Raw genomic sequence first — 16613 nt, 5'->3', positions numbered from 1 at the left:
TAGCCCGAATCACCAAACGCAATAACCAGTTCACGCAACTCCGGCATTTCCGGAAAGGGTCGGCCAATGTCGGGAGCTGTTTCCAGCAGCAGGAATTGCCTTTCAATAGCCTGACCGGCTCGTCTGGCGGCTTCTGGTGCCTTGGTTTGCAGGAACAGACGACACCGCTCCAAGCCTGCTGACGCGCCTTCGGTGACGATTACTTGTGGCACTCTGGCACCGCCTTTTCCTCATCGGTTCCCCAGGTGTTCAGCCAAGTACGAACTTCCTGGCCGGTCAGGTGGCGGCCTGTTTCCTTGTAAGCAGCCCAGGACGCCAAGGCTTCCTGCTTGAAGTTCTCTCGCGCTTCCTCGCGCTCGACGTACTGCCGAATGGCTTCGAGCATGATCCAGTGCGGTGAGCGGCGGCGCTGGCCAGCCAGATGCTGGACACGGCCTTTCAGGCCGTCGTCGATCTTGAGAGATGTTGCCATAATGGGCCTTTTATCACTTGGTAATACCTAGTGATATTAGTTTGTTCGTGAGTTGTCGTCTACCTCCAAATCCAACGGCATCACCGAAGGATTCCACACCAAAATGGAAATGCTCTCGCGCAGGGCGTATGGCTTCAGGAATTTTGAGAATTACCGCTTGAGGGTCTTGGCCCAATGCGGTTGGAACGGTGTCGTCAACCGTGTCTGATGAATGCCCATCCCCCGTTAATGGGGTAGAGCCGGTAGAGCCTAGAGCCTTTGAACCGTGTTGGAACAACACGATGGTGGCCCGGGGCGGAATCGAACCACCGACACAAGGATTTTCAATCCTCTGCTCTACCAACTGAGCTACCGGGCCAAGACGCAAAACTATACATGAAAATTTGATTCTGTGCAGGGAATCCTCGTCCAGATGCTCTTCCGGCATTCCCTGGCCGCCCCTGCCGCTCTATAATACAGTCCATCCTGATGTGCAACTTTCTTTTGCGGGCATGTCCGTCAACGTCCTGACCTTTGGCTTGAACCACGTTTCCGCGCCGGTTTCCGTGCGCGAACGCGTGTCGTTCCCGCTCGAACTGGTCAAGCCCGCGCTTGCCGCCCTGCGGTCCGCCTTTGGCAACGGCGTGCGCGAGGCCGCCATTCTGTCAACCTGCAATCGCACTGAAATCTACTGTGCGGCCGATCCCGGGGTGGCCTCCGAATTGCCCGCCTGGCTGGCGGATTTCAACCGTCTGGAAGCCGGCCTGTTGGCGCCGCACCTCTATCAGTATCAGCACAACGACGCCGTCCGTCACGCCTTCCGCGTGGCCAGCGGTCTGGATTCCATGGTGCTGGGCGAACCCCAGATCCTGGGCCAGATGAAAGACGCCGTGCGCGCGGCCGAGCAGGCCGGCGCGCTGGGTACGCTGTTGCATCAGTTGTTCCAGCGCACTTTTTCCGTTGCCAAGGAAGTCCGCTCACAGACGGCCATCGGTGCGCATTCGGTGTCCATGGCCGCCGCCGCCGTGCGCCTGGCCGAACGGGTGCTGGGGGACCTGTCCTGTAGCAACGTGCTGTTCATTGGCGCGGGCGAAATGATCGAACTCTGCGCCACGCACTTTGCGGCGGTGCGGCCGCGCCAGATCGCCGTGGCCAACCGCACGCTGGAACGTGCCGAGACCCTGGCCGCCCAGTTCGACGCGCGCACGCTCAAACTGTCGACGCTGCCGGACCATCTGGCCGAATTCGACGTGGTGGTGTCCTGTACGGCCTCATCCCTGCCCATCCTCGGCCTGGGGATGGTGGAAAGGGCTGCGCGCGTGCGGCGTCACCGCCCCATGGTCATGATCGACCTGGCCGTGCCACGCGATATCGAACCCGAAGCCGGCCGCCTGGCCGACGTCTACCTGTACACGGTCGATGACCTGGGTCGCATGGTGCAATCGGGCACCGACGCGCGCCGTGCTGCCGTGGTCCAGGCCGAGGCCATCATCGAGGCCCGGGTACAGCATTTCATGCATTGGCTCAGCAACCGGGCAATCGTCCCGGCGATCATCGACTACCAGCGCAGCGCCGATGCGTTGCGACAGGCCGAACTGGCCCGCGCCCGGCGCCTACTGGCTCGCGGTGACGACCCTGAAGCCGTGCTCGAACTGCTGGCGCACAGCCTGACGCACAAATACATGCATGGCCCGCTGGCTGCGCTGAACCGCAGCGAAGGCGCCGAACGCGCCCATCTGCTGACGCTGCTGCCCCGTCTGCTGCCCGAATCCGGCACCCGCCGCCGGTAGCGGCGATTTCTCTTTCTTCGTGCCGATCCGGCCCCGTCTGGTGCCGGGTCCAGGCTTTCTTGTGACTCTCCGGAAACATCCCGCCCATGAAAAGTTCGATGCGCAGCCGCCTGGAACAGCTCACTCACCGGCTGGCCGAGATCGACGCGCTGCTGTCCGAGCCGGACAGCGCCGACGACATGGACCGCTTTCGCAAATGGACGCGCGAACGCGCCGAACTGGAGCCCGTGGTCCGGGCTTTTGAGGCCTGGCAGCGGGCGTATGATGACCGGGACGCGGCGCGGGACATGCTGTCCGATCCCGACATGAAGGCCCTGGCCGAAGAAGAGCTGGCGGGTGCCGACGACCGCATCGAGGCGCTGGAGGGAGAATTGCAGATCCTGCTGTTGCCGAAGAATCCGGATGATGACCGCAGTGTCTTTCTGGAAATCCGCGCGGGCACGGGGGGCGATGAGAGCGCCCTGTTTGCGGGCGACCTGTTGCGCATGTATACCCGTTACGCGGAAATCTGTGGCTGGCGGGTGGAACTGATGTCCGAGAGCGCATCCGAATTGGGGGGCTACAAGGAAGTCATCGCCCACGTCGAAGGCGATGGCGTCTATGGGCGGCTGAAGTTCGAGTCCGGCGCCCACCGCGTCCAGCGTGTGCCCGAAACCGAATCCCAGGGGCGGGTCCATACGTCGGCCTGCACCGTGGCCGTGATGCCCGAGGCCGATCCCCAACTCGATATCCAGATCGACCCCAATGATCTGCGTATCGACACGTTTCGCGCCAGCGGGGCCGGAGGGCAGCACATCAACAAGACCGATTCGGCGGTACGTATCACGCACCTGCCGACCGGCCTGGTGGTGGAATGCCAGGACGACCGTTCACAGCACCGCAACAAGGACAAGGCCTTGCAGGTGCTGGCCGCCCGGCTGAAAGATCGCCAGCAGCAGGAAATCCATGCCCGCGAGGCGGCCCAGCGCAAGAGCCTGGTGGGCTCGGGCGATCGCTCCGAGCGCATCCGCACCTATAATTTTCCGCAGGGTCGCGTCACCGATCATCGCATCAACCTGACGCTGTACAAGCTGGCGCAGGTGATGGATGGTGACCTGGTCGAATTGACGGATGCCCTGTTGGCCGAACACCAGGCTGAACAGCTCGCTGCGCTGGCGCTGGAATGAGCCTGACCTTGCGCGAATCCCTGGTGACCAGCGCCTTGCCGCGCCTGGAAGCCCAGCTGTTGTGGCAGCGGGTACTGGGCGTGCCGCGCGCCTGGCTGATCGCGCATGACACCGACCCGCTGGATCCGGCGCAGGTCGCCGCCTATCGGGCGCTGGAGGCCCGCCGGCTGGCCGGCGAGCCGATCGCCTATATCCTCGGGTATCGGGAGTTCTTCGGGCGCAATTTCCAGGTCACGCCAGCGGTGCTGATTCCTCGGCCAGACACCGAACTGCTGGTCGAATGTGGCCTGCGGGCGATCCGGGACGTGCGCGCGCCCCGCGTGCTGGATCTGGGCACGGGCAGCGGCATCGTTGCCGTCACGTTGGCGCTGGAACGGCCCGATGCGCAGGTGCGGGCGACCGACTGCAGTGCCCAGGCCCTGGACGTGGCGCGAAAGAACGCAGGCGCTCTGGGGGCAAAACTATGGTTTTCGCACGGGAATTGGTACGATACAGACCTGGGTTCGGGGCAGTTCGACCTGATCGTCTCGAATCCGCCGTATATCGACGCGCGGGATGGGCATCTTGGGCGGGGAGACCTGCGTTTCGAACCTCTGGGCGCCCTGACCGATGGGGCCGATGGCTTGCGGGACTTGCGCGCGATCGTGCGGGGGGCGCCGGATCATCTCGCCCCAGGCGGGATTCTGTGTGTGGAACATGGCTGGGACCAGGCTGAATCGGTGCGCTCCCTGTTGCTGGACCGGCGGTTTGACGCTGTGTCCAGCGAGCGGGACCTGTCCGGCATCGAGCGTGTCACCCAGGGCCGTGCCCCGGCCTGAATTTTTTCCGCCAGGCTGCCGCAAGTGCAGCGTGGGGGGTTATCAAGCGAGACCAACATGAGCGAAACAGTCCAATCCGAAGTCCAGAATTTCATCCGTGAAACCGTCACCGGCCACCCGGTCGTCCTGTTCATGAAAGGCACGGCCCAGTTCCCGCAATGCGGTTTTTCCGGCCGTTCTGTCCAGATCCTGAAGGAAGCCGGGGTCACCAAGCTGGTGACCGTCAATGTGCTGGAAGACCCGGAGGTCCGCCAGGGCATCAAGGACTACGCCAACTGGCCGACGATTCCCCAGCTCTACATCAAGGGCGAATTCATCGGGGGCACCGACATCATGAACGAAATGCACCAGAACGGTGAACTGGCCCAACTGCTGAAGGACGCCGGGGCGATCGAGTGAATTCCCCCAGGGGGCCTGCCGAACACGTCCCGCGCCTGGTTGTCGGAATCAGTGGCGCAACCGGGGTTCGGTACGCCACGCGGCTGCTGGAAATCGCGCGGGAACATGGCGGGGTGGAAACCCACCTCGTCATGTCGCCTTCGGGCGTGCTGAATGTCCGCCATGAACTGGGCCTGGATCGCCAGGCCGTGCATGCGCTGGCCGACCACGTCCACAGCTATCGGGATGTGGGGGCCGTACTGGCCAGCGGCAGCTTTCGCACGGCCGGCATGGTGGTGGCGCCCTGTTCCATGCGGACGCTGGCCGCCGTGGCGCACGGTCTGTCGGACAACCTCATCACGCGGGCGGCGGATGTCACGCTCAAGGAACGTCGCCGGCTGGTGCTGATGGTGCGGGAAACGCCCTTCAACCTGGCGCATCTGCGCAACATGACGGCCGTGACCGAAATGGGCGGGATCATTTTTCCCCCGCTGCCGGCGTTCTACCTGCGCCCGGCCACATTGGATGACGTGATCGATCATACGGTGTGCCGCGTGCTGGAATTTTTCGATATCCATGTGCCCGGGCCGCAATGGGAAGGCCTTGACGATCCGGGTACGCCTCCGCGCACAGAGACCGTTTGATGCGTGGACCGCTGCTGTTTCCAGGAATTGTGCATGATCAAGAAAGTCCCTGTGTCCCAACTGTGCATCGGCATGTATGTGCATGATCTGGGTGCTTCCTTTTTGGATCACGCCTTCTGGCGTTCGCGGTTTCTGATCCACAACGAGCGCAAGCTGCGCCGCCTGCGGGAATCCAAGCTGGAATGGGTGCTGATCGACACCAGCCGGGGGGTGGACCTGCCCACGGGCGGGACCGGTGCCGTGGCTGCGCCGGCTCCGCAGGCAGCCCCCAGTGTGGCGGCGCCTGCCACGAAGGCGGTTGACGACGCTGCGCCCCCGCCCGCGACGACGGAGCAGCAGGCCTTTGATGATGCCAAGGACATCATCGACGGCTCGCGCGAGCAGGTCCAGCAGTTGTTTGTCGAAGCGGATCTGGCAGGCAAGATCGATCTGCGGCAGATCGAAGGCCTGGTCCAGGACATGGCGGATTCCATCGAGGGCCATCCGGATGCGCTGACCAGCCTGGCGCGCATCAAGCGTGCCGATCAGTACCTGTATGCCCATTCTGTGGCGGTGTCGGCGCTGATGACGGCCCTGGCGCGGACCCTGGGTCTGTCCGATGAACAGGTCCATCTGGCTGGCATGGCTGGTTTGCTGCACGACATCGGCAAGGTGCGCGATCCCGACGAGGCACCCGGCAAGCTGGGCCGCCCGGTCCAACTGGCCCAGGAACTGCAGCGCAAACACCCGCAAAGTGGCGCCGAAGTGCTGCGCCAGGACCCAAGCGTGCCGCCCGAAGTCATCGACGTCTGCCTGCACCACCACGAGCGCATCGACGGTACGGGTTTCCCGGACGGCCTGGCCGGGGAACAGATCAGCCTGTTGGCCCGAATGGCGGCCGTTTGCAATTATTACGACGACGTCACCTCGACGCGGCCTTTCAAAAAAGGCTGGGATCCGGCGTTTGCGCTGTTCAAGATGCTGCAATCCTCGGGGCAGTTCGACATGGATGTCCTGGGCGCTTTCGTGCGCACGGTGGGGCGCTATCCGCTGGGTTCCATCATCAGTCTGACGAACAGCGAACTGGGCCTGGTGGTGGCGCAGAATCCAGGCATGCCGGAACTGCCGGTGGTCAAGATCTTCTATTCGATCCGCTGGAGCCATGCCATTCCGGAACGCCGGGTGAATCTGGCCGATCCGGATTGTCCCAGCCGCGTCTTGCCCGTGGTTGCGCCGGTGGACTGGGCCCAGTCGGGCCTGCCGGTGCCGCCCATCATCTAGGGCCTGGACGCACAGGGCCAGGGCTGGTGGGAACTATCCTGCGCGGCAGCCAGCGCCAGAACATCCACGCAGCGACGAACCCCAGGGCGCCAATGGCGGTGATGCCGCTGGCCAGTGACAGGGCGGCAGTGATGGCCGACAGCAGCAAGGGGCCGCCGCCGCCGCCCAGGTCGGTGATCAGGCGCCAGATGCCCAGGAATCGGGTGCGATCGGCAGCAGGAGACGCATCGGCGCCAATGGTCATGATGATGCCCGAGCCGATGCCATTGCCCATGCCCAGCACGGTACTGACCACCAGCAGGCTGGAGAATCCCGTGGTCCAGGGGATGGCGATCAGGCTGGTGCCCATGATCAGCATGCAGGGCAGGGCCACCCAGAGACGCCCGCGCAGATCCATGACCCGGCCAGCCGGGTAGAACAGCAGCATGTCCACGCCGCCCATGATGCCGTAGATCAGGGCGGTTGCAGTTGCGTCCAGGCCGATCTGGTCGGCCCAGAGCGGAATGACGATCTGGCGGCAGGACCGGATCGCTGCGACCAGCGCCGTGGAAATGCCCAGCGTCAAAAAGACTCGCGCGTGTTCTCGGGCCAGCCTCGTCAGGGGGGAGTGGGGCCTGCCGTGGGCGGGGGCATCGTCGCGGGGGTGGAGATCCGGGACGGTCAGAGCCAGGATGCCGGTCCCCAGAAACGCCAGGATGGCCGCCCAGTAGGCTCCGGAAAGCCCCACCAAGTGGATGAAACCGGCGGCCAGGAAAGGGCCGGTGAACAGGCCCACCCGCATGGTGCCGCCCAGGGTGGACATTGCTCGTGCGCGCATCGAGGGCGGAACGGCCTCGATCAGATAGGTCTGGCGCGCCAGCATGAAAACGGAACTGGCCAGGCCGATCATCAGGACGCCCAGGCCAAAGACCCAGGGGGTATGGGCGGCCAGGCACAGCACCAGAGCGACCAGGCTGAACAGGGCAGCGCCGACCATGGCACGGCGTTCTCCGTAGCGGTTGGCCAGCATGGCGGCTGGTACGTTGGCCGCCATGGAGCCGATGCCGATCAGGGCCACGATCAGGCCCGCCTGCGCCGAACTGGCACCCAGGTCGCGGGCGCTCAGCGCCAGGACCGGGAAGATCGCGCCTTCGCCCAGTCCAAAGAGCAGCGAGGGGCCGAACGCTGGCAGGGCGATATGGATCAGGCTGAAGGTATCGGGATCGGAGGGCTTGCCAGCGGGACGTCGTGGCCAGATCGGCATGTGTTGTGCGCGGAACAGTCGATGGTTGCAGTGGATTTCCCTATCGCGGCCGTGGGATTGGCTGGCACCAGATCGGAACGCGCTAGCGTTTTTACCGATTGCGGGAAGCTTCAAGGTTCGTGCATTATGCCCCCGCTCTCGCCCGTTCACAAAACGGCACATTTGACCGGTTTACCAACCAAACTTAGGGGCTCTCTCTCATGCAACGTCGTTCCTTCCTCAAGAAGGCGGCCCTTGGCGCGGCCGCTGGCGGCGCTACCCTGGCCGCTCCCGCTTTTGCCCAGGAATCACCCACGATCAACTGGCGTCTCGCTTCCAGTTTTCCCCGTAGCGCCGACGCCATCTATTCCGGCGGCGAAAACATCGCCAAATTCGTGTCCGAGGCGACTGGCGGCAAATTCCAGATTCGCGCCTTTCCCGGTGGCGAGATCCTGCCCGCCCTGGGCGTGCTGGACGGCGTGCAGAACGGGACGGTCGAATGCGGCCATACTGCGTCCTACTACTATTTCGGCAAGGATCCGGCCCTGTGCTTTGATGGCGCCGTGCCCTTTGGCCTGAATACCCGCCAGTACAACGCCTGGGTGCGTCACGGTGGTGGCCTGCAGATCTTGCGCGAACTGTTCGCCAAGTTCAATATCGTGAATTTCCCCTGCGGCTACACCGGGACCCAGATGGGCGGGTGGTTCCGCAAGGAAATCAAGACGGTCGATGACCTGAAGGGCCTGAAGTTCCGCACGGCGGCCTTTGCCGGGGCCGTCCTGATGAAGCTGGGCGTGGTGCCGCAGCAGATTGCCGGTGGCGACATCTACCCGTCCCTGGAAAAGGGCACCATCGACGCAGCCGAATGGATCGGCCCCTACGATGATGAAAAACTCGGCTTCCATCGCGTGGCGCCGTTCTACTATTTCCCCGGCTGGTGGGAAGGCACGCTGCAAGTGTCCCTGTACGTCAACAAGGACCGATACGAAGCCCTGCCCAAGCATTACCAGGCCGTGCTGGACCAGGCGTCTGCCCTGGCGACCAATACCATGATCGCGACCTATGATGCCGAAAACCCCAACGCACTCAAGCGCCTGATCGGCGAAGGTGCCAAGCTGCGCGCCTTTCCGAAACCCGTCATGGACGCCTGCTACAAGGCGGCCCAGGAAACCTACGCGGAACTGTCTGCCAAGGATCCCGGCTTCAAGAAGATTCACGATGCGTACATGGGCTTCCGGGATCACGAAATCCCCTGGTTCCGTATTGCCGAAGGCAGCTTCGACCAATACATGGCCTCGGCAGCCAAGTAATCGACGCCTCGTGCCGGCCTGCTTTTGCAGGCCGTTCCTGACCCGATCATGTGCTGGCCCCCCTCGCGGGGGCTTGCGCGTGTCCGGTCGTAATCATTTGCATTGGCTCTTACCATGAATGCACTTCTCGCCCTGTCGCGAGCGATCGACGCCGTCAATCGCCGCGTGGGCCGGGCCGTGACCTGGTTGATCCTGCTTGCGGTGCTCGTCAGCGCCACCAATGCGACGGTACGCAAGCTGTTCAACGTCAGTTCCAACGCCTGGCTCGAATTGCAGTGGTATCTGTTCGGCGCCGTTTTCCTGCTGGCGTCCGGCTATACCCTGCTCAAGAACGAACACGTCCGTGTCGATGTCCTGGCCGCGCGCTTTTCCCGGCGCACTCAGCTGTGGATCGAAATCATCGGTGTGCTGTTTTTCCTGCTGCCTGCTTGCGGGCTGATCATGTGGCTGTCCTGGCCGTTTTTCATGGATGCTTTCGTCAACGATGAGCAGTCCTCGAACGCGGGCGGCCTGATCCGCTGGCCGGCCAAGCTGATGATTCCCATCGGGTTCGCCTTGCTGGTGTGCGCCGGGCTGTCGCATCTGATCAAGTGCATCGGCTGCCTGCGCGGCCAGTGCCCCGATCCCCGTGACGTGCATGCGGGCAAGTCCGCCGAGGAACTGCTGGCCGAGGAAATCGCCCGTGAGGCGCAACAGCGCGAGGCCGCCTCGCAGGTGAGGCACTGATCATGGAAGCATTGTTACTGGCCTATATGGCGCCGATCATGTTCGGCATGCTGGTGGTCTTGCTGTTGCTGGGTTTTCCGGTGGCGTTTTCCCTGGCGGCCAACGGCATTCTGTTCGGTCTGATCGGCATTGATCTGGGGCTGCTGTCCCCGGCCTTGTTCCAGGCCCTGCCGCAGCGCGTGTTCGGCGTGATGAGCAATGAATCCTTGCTGGCGGTGCCCTTTTTCACCTTCATGGGTCTGATTCTGGAACGTTCCGGCATGGCCGAGGACCTGCTGGAAACAGTCGGGCAATTGTTCGGGCCACTGCGCGGCGGCCTGGCGATCGCGGTCGTCCTGGTGGGGGCGATGCTGGCGGCCACCACGGGCGTGGTGTCGGCCTCGGTGATCTCGATGGGATTGATTTCGCTGCCCATCATGTTGCGCTATGGCTATGATCGTCGTCTGGCCACCGGGGTGATTGCGGCGTCCGGCACGCTGTCGCAGATCATCCCGCCGTCGCTGGTGCTGATCGTGCTGGCCGACCAGCTGGGCCGTTCCATCGGCGACATGTACAAGGGCGCCTTTCTGCCGGGCTTTGCCCTGACGGGGCTGTACATTCTGTATGTCATCGCGATTGCCCTGTTCAAGCCGAAATCGGCGCCCGCCATTCCGCCCGAGGCGCGCACCTTCGTCGAGCCCAATGGGGGGCATGGCATCCCCTCGCTGCTGGTGCTGATGGCCCTGTCCGTCGGCATCGCCTTTGCCGGTGTGGAATTCCTGCTCGATGACAATGTGCATGTGGATGAGCTGATCGTCACCAGTATCCTGATCTGGGGTGCGGCGGCCTTCGTCATGGCCGTGCTCAACAAGATCCTGCGTCTGGGCTTGCTGTCGCAGATTGCCGAACGCGTGACCTTTGTCATGATTCCGCCGCTGGCGCTGATCTTTCTGGTACTGGGCACGATCTTCATCGGGGTGGCCACGCCCACCGAAGGCGGCGCCATGGGGGCCGTCGGCGCGCTGGTGATGGCGCTGGCCAAGCGGCGGCTGAATCTCGGGCTGTTGCGTCAGGCCATGGACACGACCACGACGTTGACCTGCTTTGTGGTGTTCATCCTGATCGGCTCATCGGTCTTCAGCCTGACCTTCCGTGGCGTGAATGGCGACCTGTGGGTCGAACATCTGCTCACCAGCCTGCCGGGTGGACAGATGGGCTTTCTGGTCGTGGTCAGCATCCTGACCTTCTGCCTGGCCTTTTTCCTGGATTTCTTCGAACTGGCCTTCATCATCGTGCCGCTGATCGGCCCGGTGGCCGACAAGATGGGCATCGACCTGATCTGGCTGGGCATCCTGCTGGCCGTGAACATGCAGACGTCTTTCATGCACCCGCCGTTCGGTTTTGCGCTGTTTTATCTGCGGTCGGTCGCGCCCAAGGATGACTACCAGGATCGGGTCACGGGCCAGACCATTGCCAAGGTCACCACAGGCCAGATCTACTGGGGCTCGATCCCGTTCATCGTGATCCAGATCGTCATGGTCGTCGTGGTGCTGCTGTATCCGGGCATGGTCACGCACTACAAGGCTGATCGGCCCCAGGTGAATGTCGAAGACGTCGAACTCGACATCAGCGGCTTCAGCGGTTATGGCACCGGGGACGATGGCCAGACGTCGGATCAGGACTACAACAATATGTTCAAGTAGGGGGGTATCCTGCCGCTGGCCGCGCACCATGCCCAGCCAGGATTCAAGTGGCATGGGCCGGGCCAGCAGGTAGCCCTGCAGGGCATCGCAGCCGTGTTCGAACAGGAACTTGGACTGCGCCTCGGTTTCGACGCCTTCGGCGACCACGCGCAGGTTGAGCTGGCTGGCCATGGCCAGGATCAACTGGGCGATGGCGATGCTGTCGCTGTCGTTGGGGATGTCCTGGACCAGGCTCTTGTCGATCTTCAGTTCATACAGCGGCAGGCGTTTCAGGTAGGCCAGGTTGGAATAGCCGGTGCCGAAATCGTCGATGGAAAACCGGATGCCCAGCCGGGCCAGAGCCTGCATGCGGCTGGCCACGGCCTGCATGTCCTGGATCAGCACGCCTTCGGTGATCTCGAAGATCAGCCGGTTGCCCGGGACGCCCTTGCTGCCCAGAATGTCACGCACGGATTCGACGAACTGGGACTCCATCAGCTGGCGTGGGCTGACGTTCAGGGACAGGGGATAGGTTTCCCCCGCTGCCTGCAATGCCAGCAGGGCGTCGCAGGCGAATTGCAAGGACCAGGCCCCCAGCAGGCTGATCAGGCCGGTTTCCTCGGCGACGGGGATGAACTGGGCGGGCGGGATCGCGCCCCGGTCGGGGTGGGTCCAGCGGATCAGCAGTTCGCCGCCGGTGATGCGGCCGTCGCGCCCGAATTGTGGCTGGATGTGCAGGGTGAGGCCGGGGGTGTCGATGGCCTGCAGCAGATCGTGTTCCAGCCAGAGTCGTTGCTCGACCTCGGACTGCAGGCTCTGCTCGTAGAACGTGACCTGATTGCCGCCGTTCTGCTTGGCGCGGTGGATGGCCATGTCGGCCTCGCGCATCACGGTGTCGATGGTCTGGCTTTCGGGCAGGATCAGGGTCAGGCCGATGCTGCTGGTGGCGTAGGCGGGCTTGCCCTGAATGGAGAACGCGCTGTTGCAGATGGCGAGCCGCAGTTTTTCGGCCACGTGCATGGCGTTGCGGGCAGCATCGCTGATGGCGATGCCCAGGCCGTCGAGCAGCACGACGAATTCGTCGGCGCTGATGCGCGACACCAGATCGCGGTCGCGCACATTGGTCCTCAGGCGGTCGGCGATGCCGCACAGCACCTGGTCGCCGGTGTCGTGCCCGTGCATGTCGTTGATCCGCTTGAAGCCGTCCAGGTTGATCAGCAGCAGGGCGCCGATGGACCGGCCCTGTTGGGCCGATTCGAGCATCTGCGTCAGGTGGGCCAGCGCCGTGCGCCGGTTGGGCAGGCCGGTCAGTGCGTCGTAGAAAGCCAGGTGGTGGGCGGTTTCCTCGGCGCGCAGGCGTTCGGTGATGTCGGTGGCGACTGTGCAGATGGCTTCCAGGGCGCCGTCCGGGCCGTGCATCGGGGCCTTGATCGTCAGGAACGTACGGGGCTCGCCGTGGCGCGGCCGCAGCGTCATCTGGGATACGCTGCGTTCCTGGGAATCGATGACAGCCTGTTCGCTGAGGTGGATGCTGGCCAGGGAATCGGCGTCGGTCAGCGTTTCGTCGTCGCCCAGGCCGATGAGCCCGCCTTCGCCCAGGCCCAGGAATTCCTCCAGCTTGCGATTGGCAAAGGTATAGCGGTGGTTCAGGTCCTTGATGCTGACGGAGGCATCGATGGCGTCCAGAATGGCGCCCAGGCGGCGTTCGGATCGTTGCAGCAGCTGCCGCTGGCGGCCGAGCTGGATGCGCAGCGCCAGGGAAAAGAGCAGGGCCAGGACCAGCAGCCCGCCCAGTCCGGCAACGATCCAGGCGCCGTACTGGCTCAGCAGGGATTGGGTGCGCGGCAGGCGCCAGCTGTCCAGGGTGCGGTAATAGAATGAATCTGGCGTGGCCTGCCAGGCACCAAGATGGCGGTCGATGGCCGCCAGGACTTCCGGGTGCCGGCCCTTGGGCGTGGCATAGAAAGCCTGGGTAGGCTGGAAGATGATGGGCGTGGCGACCAGATGGTATTGCTGCGCGAACAATTCACCGATATAGAAGTCGGCCGCCACGGCGTCGGTCAGCTGGGACTGGACCCGCTGGAAGCCGAGTTCGAGCTGTTGGACGGCGTCGGCGCGGGCGTCGATCCGCAGGCCGGAGAACGTGGTCTTCAGGTAATCCTGCTGGGTCGATCCGGCCAATACGGCGATCGAATGGCCGTCCAGGTCTTCGATCGAACGCAGAGCGTGGTCGGGCCGGGCGTAGACCTGTGACCAGCTGTGCAGGGCCGGGACATGATGCAGGCCGAACGACTGCGCCCGTTCCGGGGTGTAGTAGACGTCGGGCAGCAGGTCGATTTTGCCATCGGTCAGCCACTGCATGCACTGCGCCCAGTCACAGGCCAGGGGCCGGATCGTCCAGCCTTCCTGGCGGGCGATTTCATTCAGCAGTTCGCCCAGAATGCCAGCCGGACGGCCGTCCCGGGCGATGTAGATATCGGGTTTCTGGCTGTAGATGCCGACGTCCAGCGTCAAGGCGCGGGCGAGCGGCGCGTGCAGGCCCAGGCACAGCGCCAGGGTCGGCAGAAAAATGCCACGGTGCGGACGGTCGCGAGAGGCCATGAATCGGGTTCGGTATCCGGATGGCTGGCGCACGAGCCTTCCCAGGATCGGTGCGCCCTTGGATAAAGCAAATAGAAATCATCATAGTGCCCGTCGTGCGGCGGCAAAGTGTTGCTCAGCCTGCTGGATTGTCACCAGTTGTCGAGATTGTCGGCCATGCAGACACTGTGGCTTGTGCGGCCAGGGTGGACTGGTGTTGAGGGTTGGGGGATCCGTGGGCTGCGGCGTACAATCCCGGCACGCGGTTTCATTCCAATGCATTCCCCCCAAAAGGTGGATCATGTCCCAGCGATTTCTTGCGGATGCGCGTGCCCGGATCGGGCAGTTGCGCGAAGACGGTTTCTACAAGTCCGAGCGCGTCATCGCCAGCCAGCAGTCCGCGCACGTGCGGCTGGGCGATGGCGCTGACGTGCTGAACTTCTGCGCCAACAATTACCTGGGCCTGGCCAACGATCCGCGCCTGATCCAGGCGGCCAGCGAAGGGCTGGCCAGCGACGGCTTCGGGCTGGCGTCGGTGCGTTTCATCTGTGGCACCCAGACCGGGCACAAGGCGCTGGAATCCGAACTGGCTGCTTGGCTGGGGATGGGCGATGCGATTCTGTATTCCAGTTGTTTCGACGCCAATGGGGGCCTGTTCGAAGCCTTGCTGGACGAGCAGGACGCCATCGTCAGCGATGCCTTGAATCATGCCAGCATCATCGATGGCATCCGTCTGTGCAAGGCGCGTCGCTATCGCTACGCCAACAATGACATGGGCGATCTGCGCGCGCAGCTCCAGGCGGCGCGCGATGGCGGGGCGCGGCACGTCATGATCGCCACCGATGGCGTGTTTTCCATGGATGGCATCGTGGCCGATCTGCCGGCGATCTGCGACCTGGCCGATGAATTCGATGCCCTGGTGATGGTGGATGATTCTCATGCCGTGGGTTTCATGGGCGCGGGTGGGCGCGGTACGCCGGAACACTGCGGGGTTCTGGGCCGGGTTCATATCCTGACCGGGACGCTGGGCAAGGCGTTGGGCGGGGCCTCGGGCGGGTATGTCGCCGCCGATCCCGTGATCGTCGATCTGCTGCGCCAGCGTTCGCGCCCGTATCTGTTTTCCAATACGCTGGCGCCGGCCATCGTGGCGGCGTCCCGGCGGGTGATCGATCTGCTCCAGGGCGCCGAAGGCGCCGAACTGCGCGTTCGCGTGCATCGCAACGGCGCGCATTTCCGCCGCGAGATGCAGGCGCTGGGGTTCGATCTGGTGCCTGGGGACCACCCGATCATTCCGGTGATGCTGGGCGATGCCGCCTTGGCCAGCCGCATGGCCGATGCCCTGCTGGCGCAGGGCATCTACGTGATCGGCTTTTCCTATCCGGTCGTGCCCAAGGGCCAGGCCCGCATCCGCACCCAGATGAGCGCGGCCCATGCGCCCGAGGACATCGACCGCGCCGTTCGCGCCTTTGCCCGCGTGGGCCGCGATCTGGGTGTGATCCGCTGACCGATCTTGCCGCCGCCCGGCCGTCCTCGGATTCACATGCCGAAGGCGCGGCCTGGGGGCATGAAGGAGCTTTCATGAGAGCCTTGGCCAAAATGCAGCCCGCTGCGGGGCTGGAACTGGTGGACGTCCCCAAGCCCGTCATCGGACACAATGATCTGCTGATCCGCATTCGCAAGACCGCCATCTGCGGCACGGACATCCACATCTGGAAATGGGATGATTGGGCCGCACGCACCATTCCCGTGCCCATGCATGTGGGCCATGAGTACGTGGGCGAGGTCGTCGAGATCGGTCAGGAAGTCCAGGGTTTCCAGATCGGCGACCGCGTCTCCGGCGAAGGCCACATCACGTGCGGTCATTGCCGCAACTGCCGTGCCGGGCGGCGGCATCTGTGCCGCAACACCCAGGGGGTGGGCGTGAACCGGCCTGGCGCTTTTGCCGATTATCTGGCGATTCCGGCCTTCAATGCATTCCGGATCCCGGACGATGTGTCCGATGACCTGGCCGCCATTTTCGACCCTTATGGCAATGCCACCCATACGGCCCTGGCCTTCGATCTGGTGGGCGAAGACGTGCTGATCACTGGTGCCGGTCCGATCGGGGCCATGGCGGCGGCAATCGCCCGCCATGTGGGGGCGCGCAATGTCGTCATCACCGATGTCAACGATTATCGCCTGGATCTGGCTGCCCGCCTGGGCGCCAGCCGCACCGTGAATGTGGCGCGCGAAGATCTGCGCGACGTGATGCGCGAACTGGGCATGACCGAAGGTTTTGATGTGGGCCTGGAAATGTCGGGGGTGCCCAGTGCCTTTGCCTCGATGCTGGATCAGATGAACCATGGCGGCAGGATCGCCATGCTGGGCATCCTGCCCGATGGCGTGGGCATCGACTGGAGCCAGGTGATTTTCAAGGGCCTGGAGATCAAGGGAATCTATGGCCGCCAGATGTTCGAGACCTGGTACAAGATGGTCGCCATGCTGCAAAGCGGCCTGGACCTGTCGCCCATCCTGACGCACCACTATCCAGTCGCGGATTTCCGCCAGGGATTCGAGGCTATGCTGTCAGGCCGCAGCGGCAAGGTCATACTGCAGTGGGATTGAGCC

At 63.7% G+C, this 16613-nt stretch carries 13 protein-coding genes, 1 tRNA gene and 3 pseudogenes; 12 read left to right on the top strand and 5 right to left on the bottom strand.

The window, feature by feature from the left end; genetic code table 11:
* Positions 1 to 173, bottom strand: a pseudogene (locus tag RBR29_RS00650) (type II toxin-antitoxin system RelE/ParE family toxin); the annotation flags it as partial.
* 26 nt (positions 174 to 199) lie between these two features.
* The gene (locus tag RBR29_RS00645; RefSeq protein WP_320346213.1) at positions 200 to 472 is read right to left on the bottom strand and encodes a CopG family ribbon-helix-helix protein; all 273 of its coding nucleotides are present in this window, start codon (positions 470 to 472) and stop codon (positions 200 to 202) included.
* A gap of 64 nt (positions 473 to 536) precedes the next feature.
* Here RBR29_RS00645 and RBR29_RS00640 point away from each other — a divergent pair.
* A pseudogene (locus RBR29_RS00640) lies at positions 537 to 680 on the top strand (transposase); the annotation flags it as partial.
* A gap of 74 nt (positions 681 to 754) precedes the next feature.
* Here the strand turns inward: RBR29_RS00640 and RBR29_RS00635 are convergent.
* A tRNA-Phe gene (locus tag RBR29_RS00635) sits at positions 755 to 830 on the bottom strand.
* 133 nt (positions 831 to 963) lie between these two features.
* On the opposite strand from RBR29_RS00635, the gene hemA reads away from it, so the two are divergent.
* The 6 genes from hemA (at position 964) to RBR29_RS00605 (ending at position 6507) form a co-directional block, all read left to right on the top strand.
* The gene (hemA, locus tag RBR29_RS00630) at positions 964 to 2241 is read left to right on the top strand and encodes a glutamyl-tRNA reductase (RefSeq protein WP_320346210.1); all 1278 of its coding nucleotides are present in this window, start codon (positions 964 to 966) and stop codon (positions 2239 to 2241) included.
* 86 nt (positions 2242 to 2327) lie between these two features.
* Positions 2328 to 3407 carry a peptide chain release factor 1 gene (gene prfA, locus RBR29_RS00625; RefSeq protein WP_320346208.1) on the top strand — a complete coding sequence of 360 codons (1080 nt, stop codon included), beginning with the start codon at positions 2328 to 2330 and terminating at the stop codon, positions 3405 to 3407.
* Positions 3404 to 4225: a peptide chain release factor N(5)-glutamine methyltransferase gene (prmC, locus tag RBR29_RS00620; RefSeq protein ID WP_320346206.1), complete on the top strand. Its 822-nt coding sequence runs from the start codon at positions 3404 to 3406 to the stop codon at positions 4223 to 4225. The genes prfA and prmC overlap by 4 nt, the downstream gene beginning before the upstream one ends.
* A gap of 57 nt (positions 4226 to 4282) precedes the next feature.
* The gene (grxD, locus tag RBR29_RS00615) at positions 4283 to 4624 is read left to right on the top strand and encodes a Grx4 family monothiol glutaredoxin (protein WP_320346204.1); all 342 of its coding nucleotides are present in this window, start codon (positions 4283 to 4285) and stop codon (positions 4622 to 4624) included.
* Positions 4621 to 5247 (top strand): UbiX family flavin prenyltransferase, encoded by a 627-nt coding sequence (locus tag RBR29_RS00610; protein WP_320346202.1) that lies wholly within the window; start codon positions 4621 to 4623, stop codon positions 5245 to 5247. Before grxD ends, RBR29_RS00610 begins: the two co-directional genes overlap by 4 nt.
* Positions 5248 to 5280: 33 nt before the next feature.
* On the top strand, positions 5281 to 6507 hold the full coding sequence (locus RBR29_RS00605) for an HD-GYP domain-containing protein (protein WP_320346200.1): 1227 nt from the start codon (positions 5281 to 5283) through the stop codon (positions 6505 to 6507).
* On the opposite strand, the gene RBR29_RS00600 is transcribed toward RBR29_RS00605, so the two are convergent.
* Positions 6500 to 7750, bottom strand: coding sequence for an MFS transporter (locus RBR29_RS00600; RefSeq protein WP_320346199.1), 1251 nt, complete (start codon positions 7748 to 7750; stop codon positions 6500 to 6502). The two genes, RBR29_RS00605 and RBR29_RS00600, sit on opposite strands and share 8 nt — an antisense overlap.
* 200 nt (positions 7751 to 7950) lie before the next feature.
* Here RBR29_RS00600 and RBR29_RS00595 point away from each other — a divergent pair, with 200 nt between their 5' ends.
* The 3 genes from RBR29_RS00595 (at position 7951) to RBR29_RS00585 (ending at position 11447) form a co-directional block, all read left to right on the top strand.
* Complete coding sequence (locus tag RBR29_RS00595) at positions 7951 to 9039, top strand: TRAP transporter substrate-binding protein (protein ID WP_320346197.1); 1089 nt, start codon at positions 7951 to 7953, stop codon at positions 9037 to 9039.
* A gap of 114 nt (positions 9040 to 9153) precedes the next feature.
* Complete coding sequence (locus RBR29_RS00590) at positions 9154 to 9765, top strand: TRAP transporter small permease subunit (protein ID WP_320346195.1); 612 nt, start codon at positions 9154 to 9156, stop codon at positions 9763 to 9765.
* 2 nt (positions 9766 to 9767) lie between these two features.
* Positions 9768 to 11447, top strand: a complete 1680-nt coding sequence (locus RBR29_RS00585; protein WP_320346193.1) for a TRAP transporter large permease subunit — start codon at positions 9768 to 9770, stop codon at positions 11445 to 11447.
* A 66-nt stretch (positions 11448 to 11513) separates the two neighbouring features.
* Here the strand turns inward: RBR29_RS00585 and RBR29_RS00580 are convergent.
* Positions 11514 to 14027: pseudogene (locus RBR29_RS00580) on the bottom strand (EAL domain-containing protein); the annotation flags it as partial.
* A gap of 280 nt (positions 14028 to 14307) precedes the next feature.
* On the opposite strand from RBR29_RS00580, the gene RBR29_RS00575 reads away from it, so the two are divergent.
* Together RBR29_RS00575 and tdh are read left to right on the top strand one after the other, a co-directional pair.
* On the top strand, positions 14308 to 15510 hold the full coding sequence (locus RBR29_RS00575) for a glycine C-acetyltransferase (protein ID WP_320346191.1): 1203 nt from the start codon (positions 14308 to 14310) through the stop codon (positions 15508 to 15510).
* Positions 15511 to 15584: 74 nt separating this feature from the next.
* Positions 15585 to 16610 (top strand): L-threonine 3-dehydrogenase, encoded by a 1026-nt coding sequence (gene tdh / locus RBR29_RS00570; protein ID WP_320346189.1) that lies wholly within the window; start codon positions 15585 to 15587, stop codon positions 16608 to 16610.
* Positions 16611 to 16613 lie beyond the last annotated feature (3 nt).

The organism is Castellaniella sp. (assembly GCF_034007085.1).
GTDB lineage: Bacteria > Pseudomonadota > Gammaproteobacteria > Burkholderiales > Burkholderiaceae_B > Castellaniella.
The sequence above is the reverse complement of the archived record's forward strand: the minus strand, read 5'-3'. Positions and strand labels throughout refer to the sequence as shown.

Excerpts from the sequence above, each read along its gene's own strand:
- RBR29_RS00585 (WP_320346193.1), top strand. The coding sequence starts at position 9,768 with ATGGAAGCATTGTTACTGGCCTATATGGCGCCGATCATGTTCGGCATG.
- RBR29_RS00645 (WP_320346213.1), bottom strand. The coding sequence starts at position 472 with ATGGCAACATCTCTCAAGATCGACGACGGCCTGAAAGGCCGTGTCCAG.
- RBR29_RS00575 (WP_320346191.1), top strand. The coding sequence starts at position 14,308 with ATGTCCCAGCGATTTCTTGCGGATGCGCGTGCCCGGATCGGGCAGTTG.
- RBR29_RS00605 (WP_320346200.1), top strand. The coding sequence starts at position 5,281 with ATGATCAAGAAAGTCCCTGTGTCCCAACTGTGCATCGGCATGTATGTG.
- hemA (WP_320346210.1), top strand. The coding sequence starts at position 964 with ATGTCCGTCAACGTCCTGACCTTTGGCTTGAACCACGTTTCCGCGCCG.
- prmC (WP_320346206.1), top strand. The coding sequence starts at position 3,404 with ATGAGCCTGACCTTGCGCGAATCCCTGGTGACCAGCGCCTTGCCGCGC.
- tdh (WP_320346189.1), top strand. The coding sequence starts at position 15,585 with ATGAGAGCCTTGGCCAAAATGCAGCCCGCTGCGGGGCTGGAACTGGTG.
- RBR29_RS00590 (WP_320346195.1), top strand. The coding sequence starts at position 9,154 with ATGAATGCACTTCTCGCCCTGTCGCGAGCGATCGACGCCGTCAATCGC.
- RBR29_RS00595 (WP_320346197.1), top strand. The coding sequence starts at position 7,951 with ATGCAACGTCGTTCCTTCCTCAAGAAGGCGGCCCTTGGCGCGGCCGCT.
- grxD (WP_320346204.1), top strand. The coding sequence starts at position 4,283 with ATGAGCGAAACAGTCCAATCCGAAGTCCAGAATTTCATCCGTGAAACC.
- prfA (WP_320346208.1), top strand. The coding sequence starts at position 2,328 with ATGAAAAGTTCGATGCGCAGCCGCCTGGAACAGCTCACTCACCGGCTG.
- RBR29_RS00600 (WP_320346199.1), bottom strand. The coding sequence starts at position 7,750 with ATGCCGATCTGGCCACGACGTCCCGCTGGCAAGCCCTCCGATCCCGAT.